This window comes from Bacillota bacterium (assembly GCA_024655925.1).
Taxonomy (GTDB): domain Bacteria; phylum Bacillota; class DTU025; order DTU025; family JANLFS01; genus JANLFS01.
Genome location: JANLFS010000010.1, coordinates 1 through 21,335, shown reverse-complemented (window position 1 = coordinate 21,335; position 21,335 = coordinate 1). Strand labels below are relative to the sequence as shown.

The following is a 21,335-nucleotide window of genomic DNA, read 5'->3' as shown; positions in this document are numbered from 1 at the left end:
CTTAGCCACAACACTGTATCTCGAGCAACCTGGGAGGCCCGTTCCAGTAAGAACACTCGTGGCGAAGATGAGCTTGTTTCCGGGGCCAAGGGGGTCGCACCCTGGCGCTACTTCCTTGAGAAGATAGTAAGCTCCGATGTTGCGGCCGCCGCCATACCGGCGGTAGAACACCTCGTCTGGTGTCTCAACTGACGTCTGCTTTGTCGTCAGGTTCACCCGAAGGATTCTGCCTGTGTTTCCGTACATCCAATCCACCCCCAGGCTCTCCGCATTTCAAGGCAGTCGACGATCTCCCGAGACGCAATACTTCTCGATCACGGTTTCATCAATGTCAATCCCAATCCCAGGCCGGTCGGGGATCGCAACGAAACCATCGGAAAGCTCGATCGGGACCTTGGACAGTCTCTCCCTAAGGGGGTTTGTGCTCTGGTCGAACTCGAGCAGGGTCTCGTTGAACCCCGGCCTCGGTGTGTTCGTCGGCGGCAGGTCAGGAATGGCCGCTATTAGCTGTAAGCCGGCAAGCACAGCGACTGACGATCCCCAGATGTGAGGGACCACCATGACTCCGAATAGGTGAGCTAGATCCGCCACCTTCTTGCACGCCGTGAAACCGCCAGTCACACTGAGGTCCGGCTGAGCGATGTCCACCGCATGCCTGGTGATGAGGTTCTTGAACCCGTAGTGGGTGAACTCGCACTCGCCCCCGGCTATGGCGATGTTCAAGGCTCTCCGGACTTCGACGTATCCATCGATATCCTCGGGGATCACGGGCTCCTCGAACCAGTACACCCCGTATCTCTCCAGTTCCTTCCCTACCCTGATGGCGCTGCGGGTGTTGTAGGCGTGGTTGGAGTCAACCATGATAAGGAAGTCCTCACCGAATTCCCGGCGGAGACCAGCAACAAGGGCGAGGTCCTGAGCCAAGGCGTTGCTTCCGATTTTTACCTTGATTCCTTTGAACCCTTTGTCAACGTAGGCTTCGGCCTCCCGCACGTAGTCTTCGGGAGTGTAGTCGGGCTGGTAGTAGAGCCCGGTGGCATACGCCTGCACTCTCTCCCTGAACCGACCCCCGAGAAGCGTGGACACAGGGAGGTTCAGGGCCTTGCCTTTTATGTCCCACAGGGCAATGTCGATGCCGCTTATGGCCTCGATCACTGACCCTTTCTGGCCATAGTCTCGCGTGCGGCAGTACATGTCTTGCCACAGCTTCTCAGTGTTTAGGGGGTCTTCTCCGATCAGCATGGGGCCAAAGACGTGCTCGATAACGCTCTTGGGCAGTTCAGCCGGGCCAAACTGGCCGGCCTCACCCCATCCCACGATTCCCTCGTCTGTCTCAACTCGGACAAGTAGAGACTTCCGGTGGTCGAACATCATGGTCGCACTGTAGAACGGCCGCTCAAGAGGCGCTTTCAGGACACATGTGGAAACATCCGTAATTCTCATCTAGATCCTCGCCCTCTACTAACAATCTATCTCGCTGTCCCGGACGCCTGCTGCCCCCGGCCAGGCGGCGGAAGGTGAATGGGGAATGCACCCCTCCGAGGACTCATTCCTAGTTCACGGAGACGAACAGCCGGCTTCTCTTGAGCCACTGTTGGATCAGGACCGCCCCAAGAACTATACCTCCCAGGACAGCATTGCTCACAGCCGGACGGATCCCGGCGATTGTCAGTACACTAGTTATGCTTACGAGAACGAATATGCCGATCAGAACACCCCAGACGCTTCCCTCACCGCCGTGCAGGCTGACCCCGCCTATCGTTATCGCCGCAATCGACTCGAGAAGATACTCCTCGCCCATGGCCGGTGAAGCTCCGCATATACGGTACAGATATACGATGGCGGCGACGCTACACATGAACCCGGAAAGCGTGTATACAAGAACCTTGGTCCTCTTCACCGGGACCCCTGATGCGATCGCAGTCTTCTCGTTCCCTCCTATGGCGTACAGATAGCGTCCGAACGTGCTCTTGTGCAGAAGAAGCCAGCTCCCGGCCAGCGCAAGCCCGAGAACCAGAATTGGGAAGAAGTTCGGCCCACCCGGCCACCGCGCGAAGAGTGGCTGAATTGTGTCCTTGTAGTAGTAGAATACAATATCCCTGCTCCCAATGATCAGCCACGAGGCAGACCTGGCCATTGAGAGCATCCCGATCGTCACGATGAAAGGGGGTATGCGGGTCTTGACGATCAAGGTGCCGTTCACCGCGCCCAGTGCCGCCGTGGCTATCATGGCTGCAAGGGTGGCCGCCAGGAGCCCGCTGCTCTTGTTCACGGCTGCGATGATAGTAATCGCGAAAGCCACGAGCGAGCCCACTGAGAGATCGAACCCGCCGCTTATAACCACAAGCGCCTGGGCGAAAGCGATGATCCCAAGGATGCTCGCGCGCGAGATCAGCCCCATGAGGTTGCTGGGCCTGAGGAAGACGCCTCTGGTCATGTAGGTTGCGACAACCACGACGATCAGAAGCATGAACACCTGGTTATAGTCTTTGAGGCACGTCTTGGCCGTGTTCACTAGTCTCTTTGACATACGTAGACAGCCCCTATGAGTATACTTCCTTCCACCATGCCTTGAAGGTAGGGAGAGATTCCGAGGCTCGTGACGACGCTATAGAGCAACGTGATGATAATGGCTCCCAGAACCGCATTTCCGACCCTTCCCCTGCCGCCCGACAGGGCGATCCCTCCTAATGCCGCCGAGGTGATCGCGCGAAACTCGTATCCCTGCGCCGTAAAAGGCATGCCGGATCGCAAGTAGGACGAGAGGAAAAGCCCACCGATGCCGTAGGTGACAGCGGCGATCACATACACCAGAACCTTGACCTGGTCCACGTTGATGCCGGAATAGTAGGCGGCCTCTTCCTTTCCCCCGATGGCGTAGATATGCTTTCCGATGCTCGTCCGATCCAGGACGTACGCTGCCGCCAGCCCCGCCGCGATGAACCCGATGAACAGGTAAGGGACAGCTCCAAGGAAAGAGGCGTTCGCAAGAGTTACGAAGGTCTCGTTGGTGATCCTTACAATCCGGCCGCCGGTGATGCTGCCGGATATCCCCCGGAGGACCCACATCATGCCTAAGGTTGCCACGATCGGAGGGGTCTTGCCCACGACGATCAAAAAGCCCGTAACAAGCCCGATTGCGGCACAAGTGAGGATGATGACGGTGATAGTGCCAGAGACTCCGAAGGACGGCAAAAGCATGGCCGTGAGTATTGACACCAAACCCATCATGGCGCCGACAGTGATGTCGACACCCTTGATGAGGAGCACAAAACTTGCTCCGATGGTGGCGATCCCCACAATGGCAGAGAGTCTCAGTATGGAGCCGATGTTCCTCGCGTTGAAGAACCTTGGGTTCCAGAACGCCATCAGCACGAGGAGGATGAGCATCAGCACAACTAGGCCGTACTGGTTCAACCTGCCCCTGTAGTCCACCGACCTTCCCCTGCGTTCCATTACTGTGCTCATGATCCCACTCCAGTTCCGTTCGTGTCCCGCGCCAACAGACGCGGGCGGGCGTGATCGGGGTCGCGCTCGGGTCACACCGCAACCCGCTGGTAGTAGTTGATAATGTTCTTGTTCGTTATGTCGTCTGCCTCAAGTTCAGCCACGAACCTGTGCTTGACCATGACGATCATCCTGTGGGCAAGCCCAATCAGATCCGTGAATTCTGTCGAGGCGACAACCACTGAACACCCACTCGCCGCGAGCTCTCTGAGCACTGTTCCGATGTCCGCCTTGGCGCCTATGTCGATCCCTTGGAATGGCTCATCCAGGAGAAAGCACTTGTACCCTCCTGTCAACCACTTGGCTATCAGAGTCTTCTGCTGGTTCCCGCCACTCAAGGAGAAGACATGCTGGCCTAGGGAAGCCATCTTGATGCGCGCTGCAGCAGCAGCCTGCCCAGCCTTGGCGTTCAGCTCACGTTGGTCTATGAGCAGAGAGTTCCATTGCTGCAGGTTCGGCAGGGTGATGTTCTCTTCGATTGACCTGAGCCCCACCAGGCCCTCTTGAGTGCGGTCCTCAGGGACGAACGCAATCCCTTCCTTGACCATTCTCAGGGGGGACCTGGTATCGATCTTGCGTCCGTCAATGGAGACGGTTCCGTGCGCCCCGGGCATGAGACCAACAATGGCACGAAGCAGTTCCGACTTCCCACTTCCCACCGGGCCAGTTATGCCCAGGATCTCGCCTTCTCTCACTCCAAACGAATAACGTTCGCTGCTTCCCTTGAAGGTCACAGACTCCACTCTGAGCCGCTGCCGCTTGCTCTTGAGCCCTTCGGCCACTTGTTCCTCGATGTGGGACCTGACCTCGTGCCCGACCACAAGGGCCGATAGTCCAGTGACCGTTATCTCAGTTGCGCTCACAACATCCACAAGGTTCCCGTTTCGCAGCACGATGACTTCATCGCACAGCTCGATCACATCATCGAGCAGGTGAGAGATGTAGATCACCGTGACACCCTGAGATTTGAGCTTGCGCAACACTGCAAAGAGTTTCGCAAGCTCGCTCTTGTCAAGCGAAGCCCCGCCTTCGTCGACTATCATGAGCTTCATGGGTACCGTGAGAGCCTTGCAGATAGTGATGATCTGCTGATAGGCAGTGGAGAGAGTCTCAACTCTCGATTCCAGATCGATGTCAACGCCGAAGTTGTTGAGAATGGCTCCAGCGCGCTCCCTCATCGCAGCCCGATCAAGTATGCCCGCGAATCTAGTCGGTTCGTTGCCGAGGAATATGTTGTCCAGCACAGTCAGGTTGGGAGCCAGATCGCCCCCTTGATGCACTATGGAGATTCCGATCTCCCTGGCCTTCGCCGGGGAGAAACCGGTCACGTTCTTGCCCAGGAAGACGATCTCCCCACGGTCATTCCTCACGCCACCTGAGACAATCTTGGCCAGGGTGCTCTTTCCCGCTCCGTTCTCTCCCACCAGCCCGTAGATCATACCCTCGTGCAAAGTGAGGGTCAGACGATCAAGAGCCCTGGTGCTCCCATAATCCTTACCAATATTCTCAAGCCTGAGCAGCTCCCCCACCGTGTTCCCCTTCCTCAAGACCGGATTTTGCCGCCGTATGGAAACGAGGGCTCGCAATGAATGCCTAGTGCAGTGTCGCTGCTCTCGCGCCAGCATCATGTCGAGCCCTCGCTTGAGCGCCTTCACGTTCCGGTTACACGTCGCCTGTTGCTACATGTTCTGCAGGTCCTTGATGCCTTTCGGGAACGTGCGGGTCCTGGTGTACTCCATGACGTCCTCATAGCCCTTCCAGCGGGTGAGATCCACGGTCAGAGCCTCGAAATCACCGGCCTCAGGCGGGATCAGAGCAAGCCGCTTGTCCTTGGCGAACTTGATGTGCCGCTTGAGGATCTCTTCCATGTTCTTCGCAGGAACCAAGTTCACGGGACCACGAGGGTTCTCCCAGTTCCGAAGAGGAAGGTGTATCAACTTCGGGATCTGTTCCCCGTTGAGGTAACGGATTGCCGTAGGTATGGCATACGGGCCGTAGTATGGAGGGCACTCCGTCGTCATGAGACCACGGCCGGCCAAGATCTGCTCAACGAAAGTGACTTGCTGATCCTTTCCGAGGATCCTGCCATCCAATAGCTCGCGCCTTCCTGCGGCTTCGATCGCCTCAATAGCGCCCAGCGCTTCCGCGTCGTTGTAGCAGATCACCAAGTCAATCTGGCCGGGGCCAAACCTCTGCAGGAAATCCTCCATGACCTGTCTGCCGCCGACCTGGGAGTAGCCACCCTCGGCAGTCGCGATTATCTTGACATCAGGATAGTGCTTGAGGATCGCCCTTATGCCCACATACTCGTCAGTCGTGGGAGATGCACCGATGATGCCCTGGATCTCAACGATGTTTCCTTTGTAAGCGCCATACTTCGCCTTGAGCCATTCAAGGGCGTACGCAGCTTGGTAGGCTCCGGACAAGGCGTAGTTCTGCGTTATATTGGCCACGTAGGTGCCCACGCCCGGCTGCCGAACGAGAGACCTGTCGATCACGATGAGCGGAACGCCTGCCGCCGTGCACATGTCGATCACGGGATCGAGCGGCTCATCCTGGTTCGGCGACACGATCAAGATGTCAACACCCATTGCCAGGAGGTTCTCGCAGTCCATCAACTGCTTTGCGGAGTCATTGCCGGCATTGGTCCAGACGTAGTCAATGCCTGGGCCGATATTCCGGAACTTGTGTGCCCACTCCTGCATGGAATCGACAAAAGCCCACCGCCACGAGTTACTCATCTCACCATTGGAGAACCCGATTCTGTAGCGCTTCTTGGGGACAGGCAGGTTCTCACTGGCGGCCAACGTGCCGAGAACCATCCCGAACACCAAGAGGCATGCCACTGCTACAACGGCCCATCTCTTCATTGTCAACCCTCCTAGTCTTGTGCGATTAAGTCCAACCACAACCGCAGGCAGCTGGGCCAGTTCAGATCAGCACATCACCTCCCGTACTGGGGAAACAGCCCACCGACCCCCGATCCTCGAGATATCGAGAGAGTCGTCCTGGCTTCATCACCAATCCACGATCGGATGAGCGACTCCTTCGTACTCCTCAGGTGCTCCCTCATGCCCGATTCCGCCGCCTCGGGGTCCCGCGCCTTGAGGCTTTCGAAGACAACCTTGTGCTCCTGGAAAGAGCGCTCATCCCGTCTGGGCAGGGCCAGTGCGCAGTTGTGAAACCTTAGGATAGGGCCCTGGAGACGAGAGAAGATATCGTTGATCAGCCTGTTGCCGCCGAACTGCAGTACCACTGAGTGGATTTCATCCACCACCGGCGCCCCCTTGCGGCCTTCAGCCCAGGCTAACTCAGCACAGTCGAACGCAGATTCCAGTGCCGCCAGGGCAGACTGAGTGATCTTAGTTGCCGCAGTCCTGGCGGCCACGCCCTCGAGAGCCTCTCTGACCACGAAGATGTCTTCGAGATCCTGAAGATGAATCGGCGAGACGAAAGCGCCTTTGCCCCTGATAATGGTGACCAGTCCTTCACCCTCGAGCATTCTGAGGGCTTCCCGCACGGGTGTGCGGCTCACATTGAGATCCTCGGCAAGCGTGCTTTCTACCAGGGGGATGTTCGGACGGAGTTGCAGATTGCAGATCTTATCTCGAATCTGCTGATAGACCTCGTTGGTGACAATCAAACGTTCGCCCATAGCATACTTCCTCCACACAGTCAGTATACTAATCGTATGATAAAATGTCAATAATGTCTCATTAAGGCATTAGGGGGCAGACTGCACTTACATTATCGGCGACGCAGACGCGGCACTTGGCCGGGTGCGGGAGCGCCCGTAGCGCGCGAGAGTTGCCCGCGCACTGTCCCACGCCGCGTATCCGCCATTGACAGCGCCGCCCAAAGCGAAGCCAATGTTGCACCCAAGCCGACGTCTGCCCATGCCGATATGGGCCAAAGGCAAACCCACCAGCACCGACCTCCCACCACCGGGTATCACACTCGTTATTCGCTCCGTTGGGGCAGTCCCAATTAATGGTTGATCGCCCTTGGGGTCTATGGCAGTATATGGATGTCACCGATACCCAGCGAAGGAGGTCAGCCTATGCCGAACTCGTTCCCATTCCGGTACCCGTCCCCTTGGGGCTCGGTCCCGGCCTGTCCGACGTCCATACCGGCACGGTGAGGCGCCGCGCGCTGATGAATGGCATTTCGCAGGATGAAGCCTCCGGCAGGCCTCCCGAGCTTGTCAACCGCAAACTGGGACACCTGCTACTACCCGACCACTATTGGTGAGACCCCAGTGCTGATGTCAGGCAGCGGGAGTCAACTGCGCTCTTGCCGCGCCTGGCGGATGCTCCTGCGAATGGCTGGGACGCCGTCCGCCCCCCACGCCGCCTGCATCCACCTGAGGAAGAACTGTATCAAGGGCCCGGAGAGGAGGGCGAATGTCACGGTTCCGACCCCTATGGGACCTTTCATGAACCATGCAAGAACGAGGACTGTCAGGTCAATGGTTACCCTGGCGGCCCTGATGCTCCACCCCGCTACTCTGGACAGCCCCAGCATCACCGCCTCTCTGGGACCCGCGCCCAGATTCACCCAGAGATACTCTCCAACCCCGGCGCTGTACACCACAAGCCCCAACACGAGAGCCGCCGCCTGCAGCAATGGGTCATTCGGAGCCGGTATGCGTGCAAGAAACCAGTCGGAGAAGACCCCGATAAACACCATGTTCAGCACTGTCACCAGGGTGGGGCGGATCCTCATCATCCAGGCGAGAACGATCAGGACAAGCCCAACCAACTGCGCGGCCCGGCCGAAGGTGATCCCGGTCATTCGCACAAGACCCTGTTCGAACGCTCCCCACGGCCCCATGCCAAGCCCGCTTCTGAGCATGAGGGCGAGGCCCAATGACATCGGAACAAACCCCATGAACACCAAGATGTACCTGACAAGTCTTCTCATGATCTCTTATACAAGGCCCAGCCCTCCGTCGGAGAGGATTACCTGCCCTGTGACCCACCTCGATTCGTCGGAAGCCAGGAAGACTGCAAGCCCGACATGGTCCTCGGGGTGACCTATCCTGCCGGCCGGAGTGGCCTCCTCAATCTTCCTGAGCACCTCCGGGTGCTCCAAGTAGAAGGGCGATGTGAACGGAATGGTCTCTGTGGGACCTGGAGCTATTATATTGACCTGCACGTTTCTGGGCGCCAGTTCGAGCGCTGCAACGCGGGAAAACGCTATCACCGCGGCCTTTGCCGCGCAATACGCGGAATGCCCGACTTCCGGCTTGAGCCCGCCCACGGAGGAGAAGTTGATGATCTTGCCGCGTCCCTGCTCGGCCATGAATGCGCCGAAAGCCTGAGAGAGAAAGAACACGGTCTTGACGTTCGCATTCCACAGCTCATCGAGCTGATCGGCTGGATGACTGGTAAACGGCGCGCGGTGGATGTACCCGGGGCAGTTCACCAGGATATCGACGGACTTCAGCGTCTCCCTGGCCACCTTCACAAGCTCACGGCAGTCCTCGGGGTCCGTAATGTTCATGACCACGGGGGTCAGCCGTCCAGTGTCACCGTCACCCTTGCCGTCAGACATCTCGAACTCAAGCTTGCTTCCCCGACGGTCCACTGCGAGCACATCTGCTCCGCGTAGCAGGTAAGCCTCGGCAACAGCGCGCCCTATCCGGCCTGCCGCTCCCACGATTACAGCGCCTTTCCCTTCGAGTACTCTAGTCATCTTCTGCATCCTTTCTTTTTTCGGCGAGCAATGAAGGCCTGAAGCGCCCGCCGGCGGATTCAGCCAATCGGTCCCACTCCTTAAGTGTCAGGGCTGCATTGCACGCAGCAGTGATGGCCGGAGAGTTCGACGGAGGCTCCGGGGGCCTGAGCTTCAAAGCAACGTTTGACCCAGCCGTGCACACAGCCGCAGTCCGCAAGCCAAGAAGCGTCCCGAGGACGAAGAGGGTTGCGGTCTCCATTTCCACCTGCAATACCCCCGCCTCGGCCCACTGATTGATGAGATGCTCGGACTGGGTATGGACCGGGGTTTCGCTCCTGATCAGATGCGGTTTGGTCGCGTAGAACGTGTCCACAGTCAGCCCCAGGCCCACGTGGTAACGAAAGCGCAGGGTTTCGCATGCCTCGATGAGAGCCATGAGCAGCTCATGATGGGCGACAGCTGGGTAGTTCTGAGGAACATACGCGTCCGCTGCCCCCGTGTATCTGACACACCCCGTGGCGATGATCAGGTCGCCGGGCCTGACTGTGGGATCAAGCCCTCCGGAGGTCCCTACTCTGATCAGGTTCTTCACTCCCAGATGCATGAGCTCGACCACGGCGATCTCTGTGGAAGGGCCGCCCATGCCTGTAGAGCACGCCCCGATCTCCATGCCCCGGTAGTGGCCGATTATTGTAAGGCACTCGCGGTTCTCCCCGACGATCCGGTAGTCGTCAAAGTGGGCGCCGATCTCGAGAACCCGGGCGGGGTCCCCCGGAACCAGCATGGTCGCGGGAAGGCTCGGCACGGATACCCCCAAGTGAGTCTTGGAGTCCCGCTGTCCTGTGGTCTGCGACATGCCACCTGTCCACCTCCGAACTTACTTGAACCCAGTGTTGCTAATCCCGCGGACATAGTATTTCTGCAAGAACAAGAACAGGAGCATTGGCGGGAGGCTTGCCGCAAGGGCAGAACTGAAGAGGTTAGCCCAGTGAGCCTCCTCCGCCGTCACATGCGTCGCCACGGCCACTTGAACCATCTGATACTGGCTGGAATGCGCAGCCACGAGTGGCCAGAACAACGCGTTCCACTGGAACATGAAGAGCATGACCACCACGGACACCACAACCGGCATGGATAGGGGCATGACTATGCCCCAGAATATGCGCATCCAGGATGCCCCGTCGACTCTGGCGGCCTCGAGGAGCTCCGACGGGACTTCCTCGAAGAACTGCTTGAACAGGAAGATCGCCAGGCCGTTTCCCACAGCGGGAAGGATGAGAGCATAGTACGAATTGATGATCCCGAGGCGGCTCACCACAAGGTACAGAGGTATCACGATCGCCTCAAACGGGACCATGAAGGTGATGAGAACCATGAAGAAGAGTAGGCCCTTGCCGGGGAACTGGAACTTCGCGAGGGCGAACCCGGCCATGGAGTTCACCGCCACCCCGAGGACAATGGATGCTACGGCCACAATGAAGCTGTTAGCGAGCGCCCTGCCGAATCCAAGGTTCACGAAGATATTCTGGAGGTTCGCCAAGGTCACTCTGTCTGGGACGAAAGTGCGCCACGTCAAGGGGTTGGCGTACTCGTAAAGTGAGCTCGCGGGCCTGAGCGCCGAGGCCACCGTCCAGCAGAGCGGGATCAGGTAGACCAGCGCTACGACTGTAAGGACGCAGAGGAGGAACACCGTGCCAAGACGTGAGACTCCCCTGTTTTGCCTCTTATGACCTGCACTGTTCATGTTCAGTACCCCCGGTTCTGTCAGTAGTCAAAAGAGGCCCTGGTCAACCTCAGCTCTACAACTGCTATTAGGAGAATGATAACCAGGAGTATGGATGATATGGCCGTGGCCCTTCCTATGTCGAGGTTCACGAAAGCGCTCTTGAAGGACTCGTACATGAGCAGGTTCGTGGATCCTCTGGGCCCGCCTTTGGTCAGGATGTAGACCGGGGCGAATGTAAGGAAGTTGAACGCAGTGTTCGCCACCAGCACGAAAGACGTTGTGCGGGTGAGCAGGGGAAGAGTTATTCTAAACGTCTTCTGGAGCCCGGATGCCCCATCGATATCCGCCGCCTCATAAATCTCATGAGGAATACCCTGCAACCCCGCGAGGAAGAACATCATCCAATACCCTGCGCTGCGCCACAGGCTGATCGCGGCGAGGCACATCAGGGCCTGGGTGGACGAGGTCAGAAAGGGCTGCGGGGCCAGGCCCACCATCCTCAACATACTGTTTGCCAGACCGTAGTAGGGATCGAGAATGATGCCCCAGACCACCGCCACCACGGACATCGATATTGCGGACGGAAGGAAACTCAGCGTCCGAAAGAAGCCAGTATAACGAGCTTTCCGGTTAAACAGGAGGGCAAGCCCCAGGGCCGCCGCAACCGTGAGAGGGTTAATCATGAGAGAGTAGAGCACCGTTGTCTTGACAGACCCCCAGAAGACCGGATCCTCGGTGAACAGGTAACCATAGTTCTCAAGGCCAACGAAAGTCTTGGCCCCGGTGATGCTTGTGAAGGTGAAACTCTCACCAAACGACAACACGATGGGCCAGATTTTGAACAGCCCGATGAAGACAAATGCCGGTAGTATGAAGACCAGGGCTGCCTTAGTATCTCTGAACATATCATCACTCCAGGGGCGGCGGAGCGGGCCAGGGCCTCCCCCGACCCGCCCCGTAAGCATTCTTTCACAGGCTCTGTCCTGACTGCTGCAGCATTACAGGAGCGATGAGCTGCAGTCCGCCTACCTGTACTTCCTGAGCTCCCTGTCTATCCTCTTCGCGGCGCTTTCCAGCGATGTCCGAGGATCCGCTCCGTAGTGTATTGAGTTGAAGGTCTCCCTCAGGATCAGCTCATACTCCAGGTATCCGGGTGTCACAGGCCGCGGCACAGCGGTGTTGTTCATCTCGTAGAAGAGCGTCTGCCACATGGGGTTCCCAAACACCTCGGGAAGCGCGTCGTACACCCCGGGGCGCGCAGGCGCGTGTCCGAAGAGCTTGGTCCATTCCACCGCAGCTTCGTGGCCGGTGATGTACTTCAGGAACTTGATGGCAGCATCTTTCTTGGTGGTCTTGGAGTTGACTCCGACATGCCAACTTCCTGTGGGGGTAACCGCTTTGCCGCCCGCAAAGTAGGGGTGCGACGATAGCCCGAATTCGAGACCCTTGAAATCGGCCAGCCTGGAGATGTTCCATTCAGCCCCGAGCATCATCGCGGCCTTGCCGTTTCCAAAGTACTCCCTGGACTTCGCAGCGTCCGGAATGCCCTGAGGGCTCACTTTCCATTCGTTGAAGAACTTGGAGTAGAACGTCGCGACCTCCACGAACTTGTCGGAGTTGATGTACCCGTCGGTAGTCAACCCATCCGGACCGATGGCCTGAGCTCCCTTGGACTGCACGAGCGGCAGGAGCTGGTATGGCCTGTCGATCTGCTCGAACATGAATCCCCATACATCCACCTGCCCGTCGCCGTTCTCATCGATGGTGAGCTTGCGTGCGAGTGCTGCAACCTCCTCCCACGTGAGCCGCTTGCCCGGCTCCTCAGGCGGGAACGGAACTCCATATTTCCTGAAAACGGCCTTGTTGAAGAACAAGCCTGCCGATGATGTGGCGTAGGGAATGGAATAGAGCTTCCCTTTGTAGCGCCCGGTCTCAAGCGAGGCGGGGAACCATGCCTTCAGTTCCTCCGCGGTGAAATAGCCGTCCAGCGGGAGTAGGAAGTTGCGTGCCGCATAAGACGGCGTTAGCGGGCCGTCGACTATGTACACATCTGGAGTCCCGCCGGACGGCAATCGAACCTCAAGCGTCTGGAATAACTGGGCGAAGGGTATGAGCTGCATGTCCACTTCGATGCCGGGGTTGGCTTTCTTGAAGCCGTCGATGAGCACATCCACCTTGTCCTTGGGCCAGCCCATCCATATGACTTCCAACTTGGTCGCCGCGAATGTGGAGACTGAAGCCAATCCGACCAGCCCGACTAAGATCAGAACCGCCACTGTTCTTCTCAATCTGCGTTCCTCCTCGCTTCACTCAATATTGGCCTGTATTCTCCTCGGACTCGATCTTCGACTCCCGCCGGGCGGGGCGTACTAAGACCGGTGCCTGATGAGCCTGAAAGTGAACCGGTTGAACGGGAAGTAGCTGCATGAGTAGAGAACGCGTCGATTCCCGCTATCCACATGCACCTGGCTGAGCAGTAGTATAGGAGTGCCTGTGTCAACGGCCAGCTTCTCCGCCAGGCTATCGTCTGCCACCGTCGGCACAAGCTCACATTCGGCGAACTTGATACTGACCCCGTGCGATTTCTCCAGCCCTTCGAAAACAGACCTCTGAAGCGCGTCCACGTCGATGGAGTCTCCCAGAAGCTCAATGGGAATCACGTCCATGCACACCGCGACGGGATCACCATCGGCAGTCTTGACTGTCTCGATTATCGCGGCAGGGGCGGACTCCTCAACGCCCAGGGCGTGGGCTGCTTCCGGCCCACACTCCGCCCGCTCGAATCTGATCAGACGGGTTCCGGGCACACGCCCCTGGTCTGCGATGATCTGCATGACTCCGCTGAGCCGCTCTATGCCACCCTTGATCATGGGTCTGCTCTCTGTGACAAAGGTGCCTATCCCGTGTCGTCTGACAACGAGGCCCTCTCGCTCCAGGGATTGCAGGGCTTCCCGCAGAGAATTACGGCTAACGCCCAGGGCTGCGGCGTACTCGGGCTCGGACGGGAGCTTTTGGCCGGGTTTGAGGACCCCGAGCCGTATGTTGCGGGTGATCTGGTCTTGAACCAGTTCCGCCACATTTGGGGACTGCTTGGAGTTTATCGGTATGATGTGACATTCTTCCATTGAATGCGTACCACTCTTTCGGTGGTAGTTGTAGGACACCCTACAACAATAATACATGCATTTCCGGCGGAGGGCAAGACGTCCGGATCGTCACAAATAGAAATCCTGAGCCGGAGGAGCGGGAGCATCCCCACCCGTCCGGCTCGAATCACGCATCGCCAAACACAGTGCAGCAGACCTCTGCCTACCGGTGCTGATGCCACACAGATCAGACCCGATACTAGATCTGCAACTCGCCATCTATGATAATCCGCCGACCATCCACTGTGACGGTTGGCTTCCTGGCAACCAAGTCTATGTGAGCGGGGGCCAGGTTCTGTCCTCCGATCCCATGGTTGTCGCCAAACCCCACGTGTATGGAACCGCCAACGCCTTCGTCCTCTAGCATTGCCCCTATGAACCTAGCCTCGGGATTCAACCCGATGCCGATCTCAGCAGCCACGTAGACTGCGGGGTTCCGGAAACGTGTCAGTATGTCTGACAGAATCCGCGCCGCCGCGCCGCCCTCGATTGCGTTTATCCGACCGCGGTGAATCTGGATCGACACCGGCTCTGTTAGGACGCCTATCTCTGGGAGAGGGATACTCGCGTCGGCCACGAAGACCCCCTCGGTTGAGTCCTCGACCGGTGCCACATGTGATTCGATATCGGGAGGTGACCCAAAGCTCCCCGGTTCCCTGACGAGGCCAGACTGGTTTCGTCCGACTCGCCCACGAATACTCGACGTGAACCTGGACCCTGACGGTGTTTCGACAGACACCGTGGTTCCCTCTGTAAGGACATCAGCAAGCTTCTGAGCCAAGATGTTACACGCGTCGAAGTCCGCATACAGCCCGCCGGATACCATCATGCAATTGTGGTAGTCCGGCATGTTGACCCAACGCGCTCCAGCTTGACACGCCTTAAACCTGGCGTCAGAGTGAGCCAGGGAAAACGTGGTAGGCGCAAACACGACATCAGCCTCGCGGGCTGCAGCAGCAATTGACTCCGGCGGTTCCTGCCCGTGAGTCGCCCTCGGACCCATCATGCAGAGTACTGGATCAAGACCTCTCTCGAAGAGAACAGCGAGAACAGCCTCGGCGATTGCTAGTCTTCCATGGTCCGTTATGACTACACACTTGTCGCCCGGCCTGACGGCTGCACATGTATCAACCAGTATTCGCGCGCCTCTCAGCATGTTAGTAGACTCAAGTGTCAAGTTCGATCCCTCCATCGCGCTCGTAAACCCGCTTGCGGCTCGATCACATTCCCAGATAAGCGCGCTTCACCATCTCCGAGTTCAAAAGCTCTCTGCCGGTTCCCTCCGCGACGATTCTTCCAGTCTGCAGTACGTACGCGCGGTGAGCTAGAGAGAGTGCCTGACGAACATTTTGTTCCACGAGAAGAACCGTTGTTCCGGACTCGTTGACGCGCTTAACGAAGTGAAGTACTTGTCGAACAAGTAGAGGCATCAGACCGAGCGAGGGTTCATCGAGCATCAAGACTTTGGGCTGTGCCATGAGAGCCCTTCCGATTGCGAGCATCTGTTGTTCTCCCCCGCTCAGCGTTTCTGACTTCTGCTGTTCCCGCTCCCTGAGCCTAGGGAACAGTGCATACACCTGCTCTAGGGCTTTGCTGGTTTTCTCACGTGACTCCAACGTGAAGGCACCTGTTAGGAGGTTGTCTTTCACAGACATCTTCCCGAAGAGCAGGCGTCCCTCCGGGACGTGCGCCACTCCCATGCGCAGAACCTCATGAGGTCTCATCCCATCAATTCGGGCGCCGTCAAGAGTGATCTCTCCCCCGGATGGACGTATCAGGGCGGAGATGGCTCTCAGTATCGTAGACTTACCCGCGCCATTTGAACCGACGATGGCTACTATCTCGCCTCGGCAGACCTCAAAGGAAACCCCGGAGACAGCGATGATCCCGCCGTAGTTGACACTCACAGATTGAAGCTTAAGCACAGTGATCATCCCCCAGGTACGCACTGATTACCTCCGGGTTGGCAGCGACGACTTCCGGCCTGTCGTCCGCAATCTTCTTGCCGAAATTGAGCACCATCACTCGGTCAGAAACGGGCATCACAACCTCCATGACGTGTTCTATCATGACTACCGTGATGCCACTTTCACGGATTGACCTTACGACATCGACTGCTACGTGCCGTTCAGACTCGGTTAGGCCTGCCATGGCCTCATCGAGCATTATGAGCTTGGGCTCGGTCGCCAAAGCTCTGGCTATTTGAAGCCTCTTCTTCTGGGATATGTTCAGAGTGCCCGCCACGCTATTACTCCTGTCGACCAGTTGGACCATGTCGAGCTTGGCCAAGGCCGATTCCCTAGCCTTGTGTACACTGTTGGTTCTGCAAAACGCCCCCACCATGACGTTTTCTAGAACTGTCAGTGTGTCCATGACCTGAACCACTTGAAACGTTCTAGCAATACCGAGTCTGCATATGCGGTTAGGCGGGAGGTTGGTTATGTCGGTTCCCGCGAACTCGATCGATCCGCTATCCACCTTGTGAAAGCCCGTTATGCAGTTGAAGAGGGTGGTCTTTCCGGCCCCATTGGGGCCGATTATCCCGTAGATTTGCCCCTGTTTGACTTGGAGCTCCACGCCGTCATTTGCAACAAGCCCTCCAAATCTCTTTGTCACAGCATGCACCCTAAGCATGTTTTCTCATCACCTCCGGCGCATACTGCTTCTTGAGGCCGAGAAGGCCAAGTATACCGCGAGGCTGGAAGGCCGCCACAAAGACAATAAGCCAACCGTAGATGATCAAGTCTATCCCCCTGCCCGTGCCTCCAAACAGGACTCGGCTATACTCTGAAAGCAGAACCAGCACGACTGATCCGAAGAAAGGACCCATGAGCCTGCCTTCTCCGCCGAGGATCGCCACTAGGCAGACTTTCACCGAGATGCTTCCGGCGAATACAACATAGGGATCTATGTATAGCAGGTATTGGGCATACACCGTGCCCACCATCGAAGTAATGAAGGCACTTATGGCTACCGCAACTAGCTTGACCTGAGTGGTGTCTATGCCGGAGCTTAACGCTGCCTCGTGGCTGTCCTTCACCGCTCTGAAATAATACCCCAGCTTTGAGCGCTCTATCACCCTGACAAGAGCCAGCACACACAGGAACATTATGAACAGTATGTAGTAGTATGGAACCTTACTCAAGTGGAACTGCATGGACATGAGCCTGTCTCCCTTGATAATCGGAGGTTCAAGTCCAACCGCTCCGCCCACCCACTCCCAGTTTACGAAAAGTATGCGGAACATCTCGCCCAGGGCAATTGTCGCAATGGCAAAGTAGAATCCACGAAGCTTGAACGTGGGGTACCCCATCAGGATCGCCACGGACGCGGCAATGACCGCGCCCAACACCATTCCTACCCATGGGTTCAGACGCCACACTATGAAGGCCATGGTAGAGGTGTATGCGCCAATTCCGAAGTAGACTGCGTGTCCAAGAGACACTTGTCCAGCGTATCCTCCCAGGATGTTCCATGCGGTTCCCAGAATCGCGTAGACCAGGACCATGATCATCACATGTCTGGGGAATGGGCCTGGGAAGACATATGGCAGCACCGCGCCCACTGCTATCGCGCCAAGAACGATAGTCCACTGGTTCTTCATGGTCTCACCATCCAAAAAGGCCTTTAGGGCGCCATATGACAGTAGCAAGATAGATCCCGAAAGCCACCACATACTTGAACGCTGTGCTCACATAGAAGCCAGTCACGGAGTCTGCAACTCCGATTATCAGGCCTCCTATGAAGGCTCCGGGGATACTCCCGAATCCACCTAGGGCCACAGCTACGAATGCGAAGAGGTTGAACACGGTGCCGACCATTGGGAAGACATAGTACGACAGAGCAAGCACTGAGCCCGCCACGCCAGCGCATGCAGATGCCAGGCCAAAGGCCAAAGCGTATACCCGCTCTGTGTCAATCCCGACAAGAGCCGCCGCATGCTTGTTCATTGCCGTGGCCTGAAGCGCTCTTCCCATCCGGGTTTTCACCATGAACCAGTAGACGCCCGCTGCCATAATTACGCTCACGACTGCAGGAACGAGCGTCGTGACTCCTATGACTACACCCCCAATGTCCACGTTCCCTCTTATCCACGTCTCCGGTATGGTCCGAAACTCGGCTCCCCACAGGAACAGTGCTGTGTTGACAAGAACAATGGAGAAACCAAACGTGAGAAGCACTTGCGCCAACATGGGCGCCCCTACTACCCGTCTGACCAGTGTCTTGTACATGACGGCGCCGAGCACGAAAAGGACAGCTCCAGCTATCGGAGCAGTCAGCAAAGGATCAAGGCCGGTAAGGCGGTTGACCCAGAACGCACAGTACATCCCAAGCATCAGGAACTCGCCCTGTGCGAAGTTCACCATGTCCATGACTCCCCTTATCAGGGCGATTCCGATGGCCACCAGGGCGATTATGCAGCCCATCAGTAAACCGTTGAGCACAGTCTGGGCAAACACCTGGGTACCACTCAAGCTTGATGCCCCCCTCGCTCTTGCCAATGGGAAACCCTGGGGAAACCGGGCACGGGACGCGCTGTGCCCACCCGTGCCCGGGAACCGAGTATCTCGCTAGCGTTTGTCCCACGCAGGCACGGGCCAGACTGCCTCTTGCGAAGCGAGGTCGAACGGCCACACGGTGCGATACACGCCGCCGATAGCCTGAGTGATGATTCCGCGCCCGAGCGTGTTCTGATGCGTCTTCTGATCGAACCGAACACCAGCCCATGGGACGATAAGCTGAGATCCAGGATAGTCCGTTGCCAAAAGCGCTTTTCTTATAGCTTCTGGGTTTACCGATCCAGCCCTGTTAATTGCATCAACAAGGATGAACGCACCGGTGAATGCTCGCGCATAGTCCCCAGTGAGGTCTTTGCCGGTCTTCGCTCGATACAGCTCGTTGATCCTTTTGACGATAGGACGCTTCTCCCCTAGATCTGGCGCCCATACGTTGGTCGTAAACAGGTAGTCCGCATCCTTGCCAAGAGTCGTGAAGATCTCCGGGGAAATGAAACCAGCTCTCTGGCCGATTACCGCTGGCGGAGTGTACTTCTGCTCCTTGAATGTCCGAACAAAGAGGATCGTGTCCGAAGTGTAGGCAGCCATCAGGATAACGTCAGGATTGGCGCGTTTCAGCCTGAGCACTTCGCTGTTGACGTTCGTCGAGTTGTTCTGGAAGGTGATCTTCTCCACGACTCTGTAGCCTCTGGTTGCTGCCATCTGCTCCTCGACGACGGAGATGTTCTTGCCAAATTCGGTGTCCTCAGACACGATGGCCACGGTTTCCACTTTAAGGCCTCGTGCCTTCTTCAGATCCTCGATGAAGTCGAAGGTATCCTCAATGAAGGTAGTGTCCGTTGGGCCGCTCCGGAAGAACCACTCATACCCTCTCTCTGTCAGTGCAGGGGAAGTAGAATCAGGACAGAGGAATACGGTTCCAAACCTCTCCGCGGCTTGGGACGCAGTCTTCGTCACAGCGCTGTGATGGCACCCCATCAGCGCAGTGGGCTTCACACTGGAGATCAGTCTTTCGGCTTCAGCGCGTCCGACTTCCGGGCTACCCTGACTGTCCGCAGGTACGATCTCGATCATGGCTCCTCCCAACGCGGGGATGCCTTCAGTGCGCGCGAATGGGAAATCCAGGTCCATCTTGTTGTTCACAATGTCCGCCGCAAGTTGGTAGGCGGCGATGTAGTCTTTCCCTGTGGCAGCCGCGCTGCCTGTTAGCGGATAGATGACCCCCACTTTGACCGTGTCAACCTTGCCCAGAATGGGTACAGCGAGTAGGCCGAAGACCAGAGCCAGAACGGGCAACATAATCGCAAGCCTAACCAGAGATCGCTTCATACTGGCATACCTCCCAATTTGGATTGCTGCTGGCCGTCATTCCTCGGTTAGTCCGTTCCTACTGAGGGTCTCTCTGAAGCCGTAGATATCGAGCGTCAACTCCCCAGCCTCAAGGCGCTTCATGATCCCTTTCTCTTTGGCCTCCCGCTCCTGGCACTTCTTCAAGACCGTATCCGCGTCGTTGCGTGGTATCACTACGACCCCATCGTCGTCCCCCACAACGATGTCACCCGGAAAGATCATCACTCCTGCGAGTGACATCGGATGGTTTATCGGACCCAAGGACTCCTTGATGGTTCCCTTGATGCAAATGCCTCTCGAGAACACGGGAAAGCCTCGCCTGGTCATTGCCTCGGAGTCGCGAACAGAGCCGTCGACCACAATCCCAGCTATACCTCGGGCCTGTGCGGCGACAGCCATAATCTCCCCCCAGACGCCCGCCTCTGTTCCCCCACCCGCGTTGCATACAATCACATCACCAGGTCCTGCCACTTCGATGGCCTTGTGGAGCATTAAATTGTCACCGAACGGAGCTTCCACTGTGATTGCGGGTCCCGCGAGTTTCATCCCCCGGCTGATGGGCTTGATATGGGAGTCCAACGCACCCTTTCGTCCCATGGCCTCGTGGATTGTGGCAGTGGACATCCCGAGGAATTGGCGCACTAGTGCGGGCTCAGGCTTGGACACATTCCGTATTACGTGCATTCTAAACACCGATCCTTTCGTGGGTCTCTGCTGCTATACACGGCTGCTCACCCATGATGCGACTCTCTCCATAGCCTCTTCCAGTTTCTCGTAGGAGTTGGAATAGGCCATTCTGACGTGACCCTCACCGTAGCCGCCGAAATCGGACCCTGGAACAGTCACGACAAAGGCGTCGTTCAAGAGAGACTGCGACACTTCCTGGGAGGACATACCCAGTTGCTTGAAGGAAGGGAAGACATAGAAGGCACCATCGGGAACCGCACATGTGACGCCCGGCATTGCCTTGAGGGAGTCAACAACTAGTCGCCTTCGACGGGCGAATTCAGCCACCATCTGTTCCACGCATTCCTGAGGACCGTTCAGGGCAGCCACTGCCCCTACCTGGGCAAAGGACGTTGCGCACACAGTAGTGTACTGATGTACACGGATCAACGCACTCATGAGCTCGACGCTAGCAGCCGCATATCCCAACCGCCAGCCAGTCATTGAATAGCTCTTTGAGAAGCCGTTGATGGTTACGGTGCGGTCGCGCATGCCCGGAAGACTCGCAATGCTCAGATGTCTTGCGTCATCATACAAGATCTTCTCATAGATTTCGTCAGACACGACCATAAGATCGTTGGCGACGCATATCTCGGCTATCTCAGTGATTAGTTCGGGCGGGATTACGGATCCGGTAGGATTATGCGGTGAGACAAGTACCAAAGTAGAGTCCATATCCTGGTG

The 21,335-nt window shown here is 57.3% G+C and carries 22 protein-coding genes; all 22 read right to left on the bottom strand.

Annotation, left to right across the window (positions count from 1 at the left end):
• Positions 1–246 (bottom strand): aldehyde ferredoxin oxidoreductase (locus tag NUW23_02675; GenBank protein ID MCR4425082.1); only part of this gene is annotated, 246 nt, incomplete at its 3' end.
• Between the two features lie 27 nt (positions 247–273).
• The gene (locus tag NUW23_02670) at positions 274–1,443 is read right to left on the bottom strand and encodes a mandelate racemase/muconate lactonizing enzyme family protein (protein MCR4425081.1); all 1,170 of its coding nucleotides are present in this window, start codon (positions 1,441–1,443) and stop codon (positions 274–276) included.
• A 109-nt stretch (positions 1,444–1,552) separates the two neighbouring features.
• Entirely contained in the window at positions 1,553–2,530 is a 978-nt protein-coding gene (locus NUW23_02665) for an ABC transporter permease (protein MCR4425080.1), read from the bottom strand.
• Positions 2,515–3,468 carry an ABC transporter permease gene (locus NUW23_02660; protein MCR4425079.1) on the bottom strand — a complete coding sequence of 318 codons (954 nt, stop codon included), beginning with the start codon at positions 3,466–3,468 and terminating at the stop codon, positions 2,515–2,517. Before NUW23_02660 ends, NUW23_02665 begins: the two co-directional genes overlap by 16 nt.
• 71 nt (positions 3,469–3,539) lie before the next feature.
• Positions 3,540–5,036, bottom strand: coding sequence for a sugar ABC transporter ATP-binding protein (locus tag NUW23_02655; protein ID MCR4425078.1), 1,497 nt, complete (start codon positions 5,034–5,036; stop codon positions 3,540–3,542).
• A gap of 150 nt (positions 5,037–5,186) precedes the next feature.
• Positions 5,187–6,377, bottom strand: a complete 1,191-nt coding sequence (locus tag NUW23_02650) for a substrate-binding domain-containing protein (GenBank protein ID MCR4425077.1) — start codon at positions 6,375–6,377, stop codon at positions 5,187–5,189.
• 74 nt (positions 6,378–6,451) lie between these two features.
• On the bottom strand, positions 6,452–7,162 hold the full coding sequence (locus tag NUW23_02645) for a GntR family transcriptional regulator (GenBank protein ID MCR4425076.1): 711 nt from the start codon (positions 7,160–7,162) through the stop codon (positions 6,452–6,454).
• Positions 7,163–7,788: 626 nt separating this feature from the next.
• Positions 7,789–8,430: a hypothetical protein gene (locus tag NUW23_02640; protein ID MCR4425075.1), complete on the bottom strand. Its 642-nt coding sequence runs from the start codon at positions 8,428–8,430 to the stop codon at positions 7,789–7,791.
• A 6-nt stretch (positions 8,431–8,436) separates the two neighbouring features.
• The gene (locus tag NUW23_02635; GenBank protein ID MCR4425074.1) at positions 8,437–9,204 is read right to left on the bottom strand and encodes an SDR family oxidoreductase; all 768 of its coding nucleotides are present in this window, start codon (positions 9,202–9,204) and stop codon (positions 8,437–8,439) included.
• Positions 9,197–10,042, bottom strand: coding sequence for a nucleoside phosphorylase (locus tag NUW23_02630; protein MCR4425073.1), 846 nt, complete (start codon positions 10,040–10,042; stop codon positions 9,197–9,199). The genes NUW23_02635 and NUW23_02630 overlap by 8 nt, the downstream gene beginning before the upstream one ends.
• 21 nt (positions 10,043–10,063) lie before the next feature.
• Complete coding sequence (locus tag NUW23_02625) at positions 10,064–10,930, bottom strand: carbohydrate ABC transporter permease (GenBank protein MCR4425072.1); 867 nt, start codon at positions 10,928–10,930, stop codon at positions 10,064–10,066.
• A gap of 20 nt (positions 10,931–10,950) precedes the next feature.
• Positions 10,951–11,817: a sugar ABC transporter permease gene (locus NUW23_02620; protein MCR4425071.1), complete on the bottom strand. Its 867-nt coding sequence runs from the start codon at positions 11,815–11,817 to the stop codon at positions 10,951–10,953.
• 120 nt (positions 11,818–11,937) lie between these two features.
• Entirely contained in the window at positions 11,938–13,200 is a 1,263-nt protein-coding gene (locus NUW23_02615; protein ID MCR4425070.1) for an ABC transporter substrate-binding protein, read from the bottom strand.
• A gap of 81 nt (positions 13,201–13,281) precedes the next feature.
• Complete coding sequence (locus NUW23_02610) at positions 13,282–14,037, bottom strand: GntR family transcriptional regulator (protein MCR4425069.1); 756 nt, start codon at positions 14,035–14,037, stop codon at positions 13,282–13,284.
• Between the two features lie 220 nt (positions 14,038–14,257).
• Positions 14,258–15,235, bottom strand: a complete 978-nt coding sequence (locus NUW23_02605) for a leucyl aminopeptidase (protein ID MCR4425068.1) — start codon at positions 15,233–15,235, stop codon at positions 14,258–14,260.
• A 43-nt stretch (positions 15,236–15,278) separates the two neighbouring features.
• Complete coding sequence (locus NUW23_02600) at positions 15,279–15,983, bottom strand: ABC transporter ATP-binding protein (GenBank protein ID MCR4425067.1); 705 nt, start codon at positions 15,981–15,983, stop codon at positions 15,279–15,281.
• Positions 15,976–16,692, bottom strand: a complete 717-nt coding sequence (locus NUW23_02595) for an ABC transporter ATP-binding protein (protein ID MCR4425066.1) — start codon at positions 16,690–16,692, stop codon at positions 15,976–15,978. Before NUW23_02595 ends, NUW23_02600 begins: the two co-directional genes overlap by 8 nt.
• Complete coding sequence (locus tag NUW23_02590) at positions 16,685–17,662, bottom strand: branched-chain amino acid ABC transporter permease (GenBank protein MCR4425065.1); 978 nt, start codon at positions 17,660–17,662, stop codon at positions 16,685–16,687. The genes NUW23_02595 and NUW23_02590 overlap by 8 nt, the downstream gene beginning before the upstream one ends.
• A gap of 4 nt (positions 17,663–17,666) precedes the next feature.
• Entirely contained in the window at positions 17,667–18,533 is an 867-nt protein-coding gene (locus tag NUW23_02585; GenBank protein MCR4425064.1) for a branched-chain amino acid ABC transporter permease, read from the bottom strand.
• 96 nt (positions 18,534–18,629) lie between these two features.
• Entirely contained in the window at positions 18,630–19,904 is a 1,275-nt protein-coding gene (locus tag NUW23_02580) for an ABC transporter substrate-binding protein (protein MCR4425063.1), read from the bottom strand.
• A gap of 36 nt (positions 19,905–19,940) precedes the next feature.
• Positions 19,941–20,609, bottom strand: coding sequence for a 4-carboxy-4-hydroxy-2-oxoadipate aldolase/oxaloacetate decarboxylase (locus NUW23_02575; GenBank protein ID MCR4425062.1), 669 nt, complete (start codon positions 20,607–20,609; stop codon positions 19,941–19,943).
• A gap of 33 nt (positions 20,610–20,642) precedes the next feature.
• Positions 20,643–21,335 (bottom strand): aminotransferase class I/II-fold pyridoxal phosphate-dependent enzyme (locus tag NUW23_02570; protein MCR4425061.1); only part of this gene is annotated, 693 nt, incomplete at its 5' end.

What these genes read in the sequence shown, in the direction of transcription:
- NUW23_02670 (MCR4425081.1), bottom strand. Translation starts at nt 1,443, where the DNA reads ATGAGAATTACGGATGTTTCCACATGTGTCCTGAAAGCGCCTCTTGAG.
- NUW23_02665 (MCR4425080.1), bottom strand. Translation starts at nt 2,530, where the DNA reads ATGTCAAAGAGACTAGTGAACACGGCCAAGACGTGCCTCAAAGACTAT.
- NUW23_02660 (MCR4425079.1), bottom strand. Translation starts at nt 3,468, where the DNA reads ATGAGCACAGTAATGGAACGCAGGGGAAGGTCGGTGGACTACAGGGGC.
- NUW23_02650 (MCR4425077.1), bottom strand. Translation starts at nt 6,377, where the DNA reads ATGAAGAGATGGGCCGTTGTAGCAGTGGCATGCCTCTTGGTGTTCGGG.
- NUW23_02645 (MCR4425076.1), bottom strand. Translation starts at nt 7,162, where the DNA reads ATGGGCGAACGTTTGATTGTCACCAACGAGGTCTATCAGCAGATTCGA.
- NUW23_02640 (MCR4425075.1), bottom strand. Translation starts at nt 8,430, where the DNA reads ATGAGAAGACTTGTCAGGTACATCTTGGTGTTCATGGGGTTTGTTCCG.
- NUW23_02635 (MCR4425074.1), bottom strand. Translation starts at nt 9,204, where the DNA reads ATGACTAGAGTACTCGAAGGGAAAGGCGCTGTAATCGTGGGAGCGGCA.
- NUW23_02630 (MCR4425073.1), bottom strand. Translation starts at nt 10,042, where the DNA reads ATGTCGCAGACCACAGGACAGCGGGACTCCAAGACTCACTTGGGGGTA.
- NUW23_02625 (MCR4425072.1), bottom strand. Translation starts at nt 10,930, where the DNA reads ATGAACAGTGCAGGTCATAAGAGGCAAAACAGGGGAGTCTCACGTCTT.
- NUW23_02620 (MCR4425071.1), bottom strand. Translation starts at nt 11,817, where the DNA reads ATGTTCAGAGATACTAAGGCAGCCCTGGTCTTCATACTACCGGCATTT.
- NUW23_02610 (MCR4425069.1), bottom strand. Translation starts at nt 14,037, where the DNA reads ATGGAAGAATGTCACATCATACCGATAAACTCCAAGCAGTCCCCAAAT.
- NUW23_02595 (MCR4425066.1), bottom strand. Translation starts at nt 16,692, where the DNA reads ATGCTTAGGGTGCATGCTGTGACAAAGAGATTTGGAGGGCTTGTTGCA.
- NUW23_02590 (MCR4425065.1), bottom strand. Translation starts at nt 17,662, where the DNA reads ATGAAGAACCAGTGGACTATCGTTCTTGGCGCGATAGCAGTGGGCGCG.
- NUW23_02580 (MCR4425063.1), bottom strand. Translation starts at nt 19,904, where the DNA reads ATGAAGCGATCTCTGGTTAGGCTTGCGATTATGTTGCCCGTTCTGGCT.
- NUW23_02575 (MCR4425062.1), bottom strand. Translation starts at nt 20,609, where the DNA reads ATGCACGTAATACGGAATGTGTCCAAGCCTGAGCCCGCACTAGTGCGC.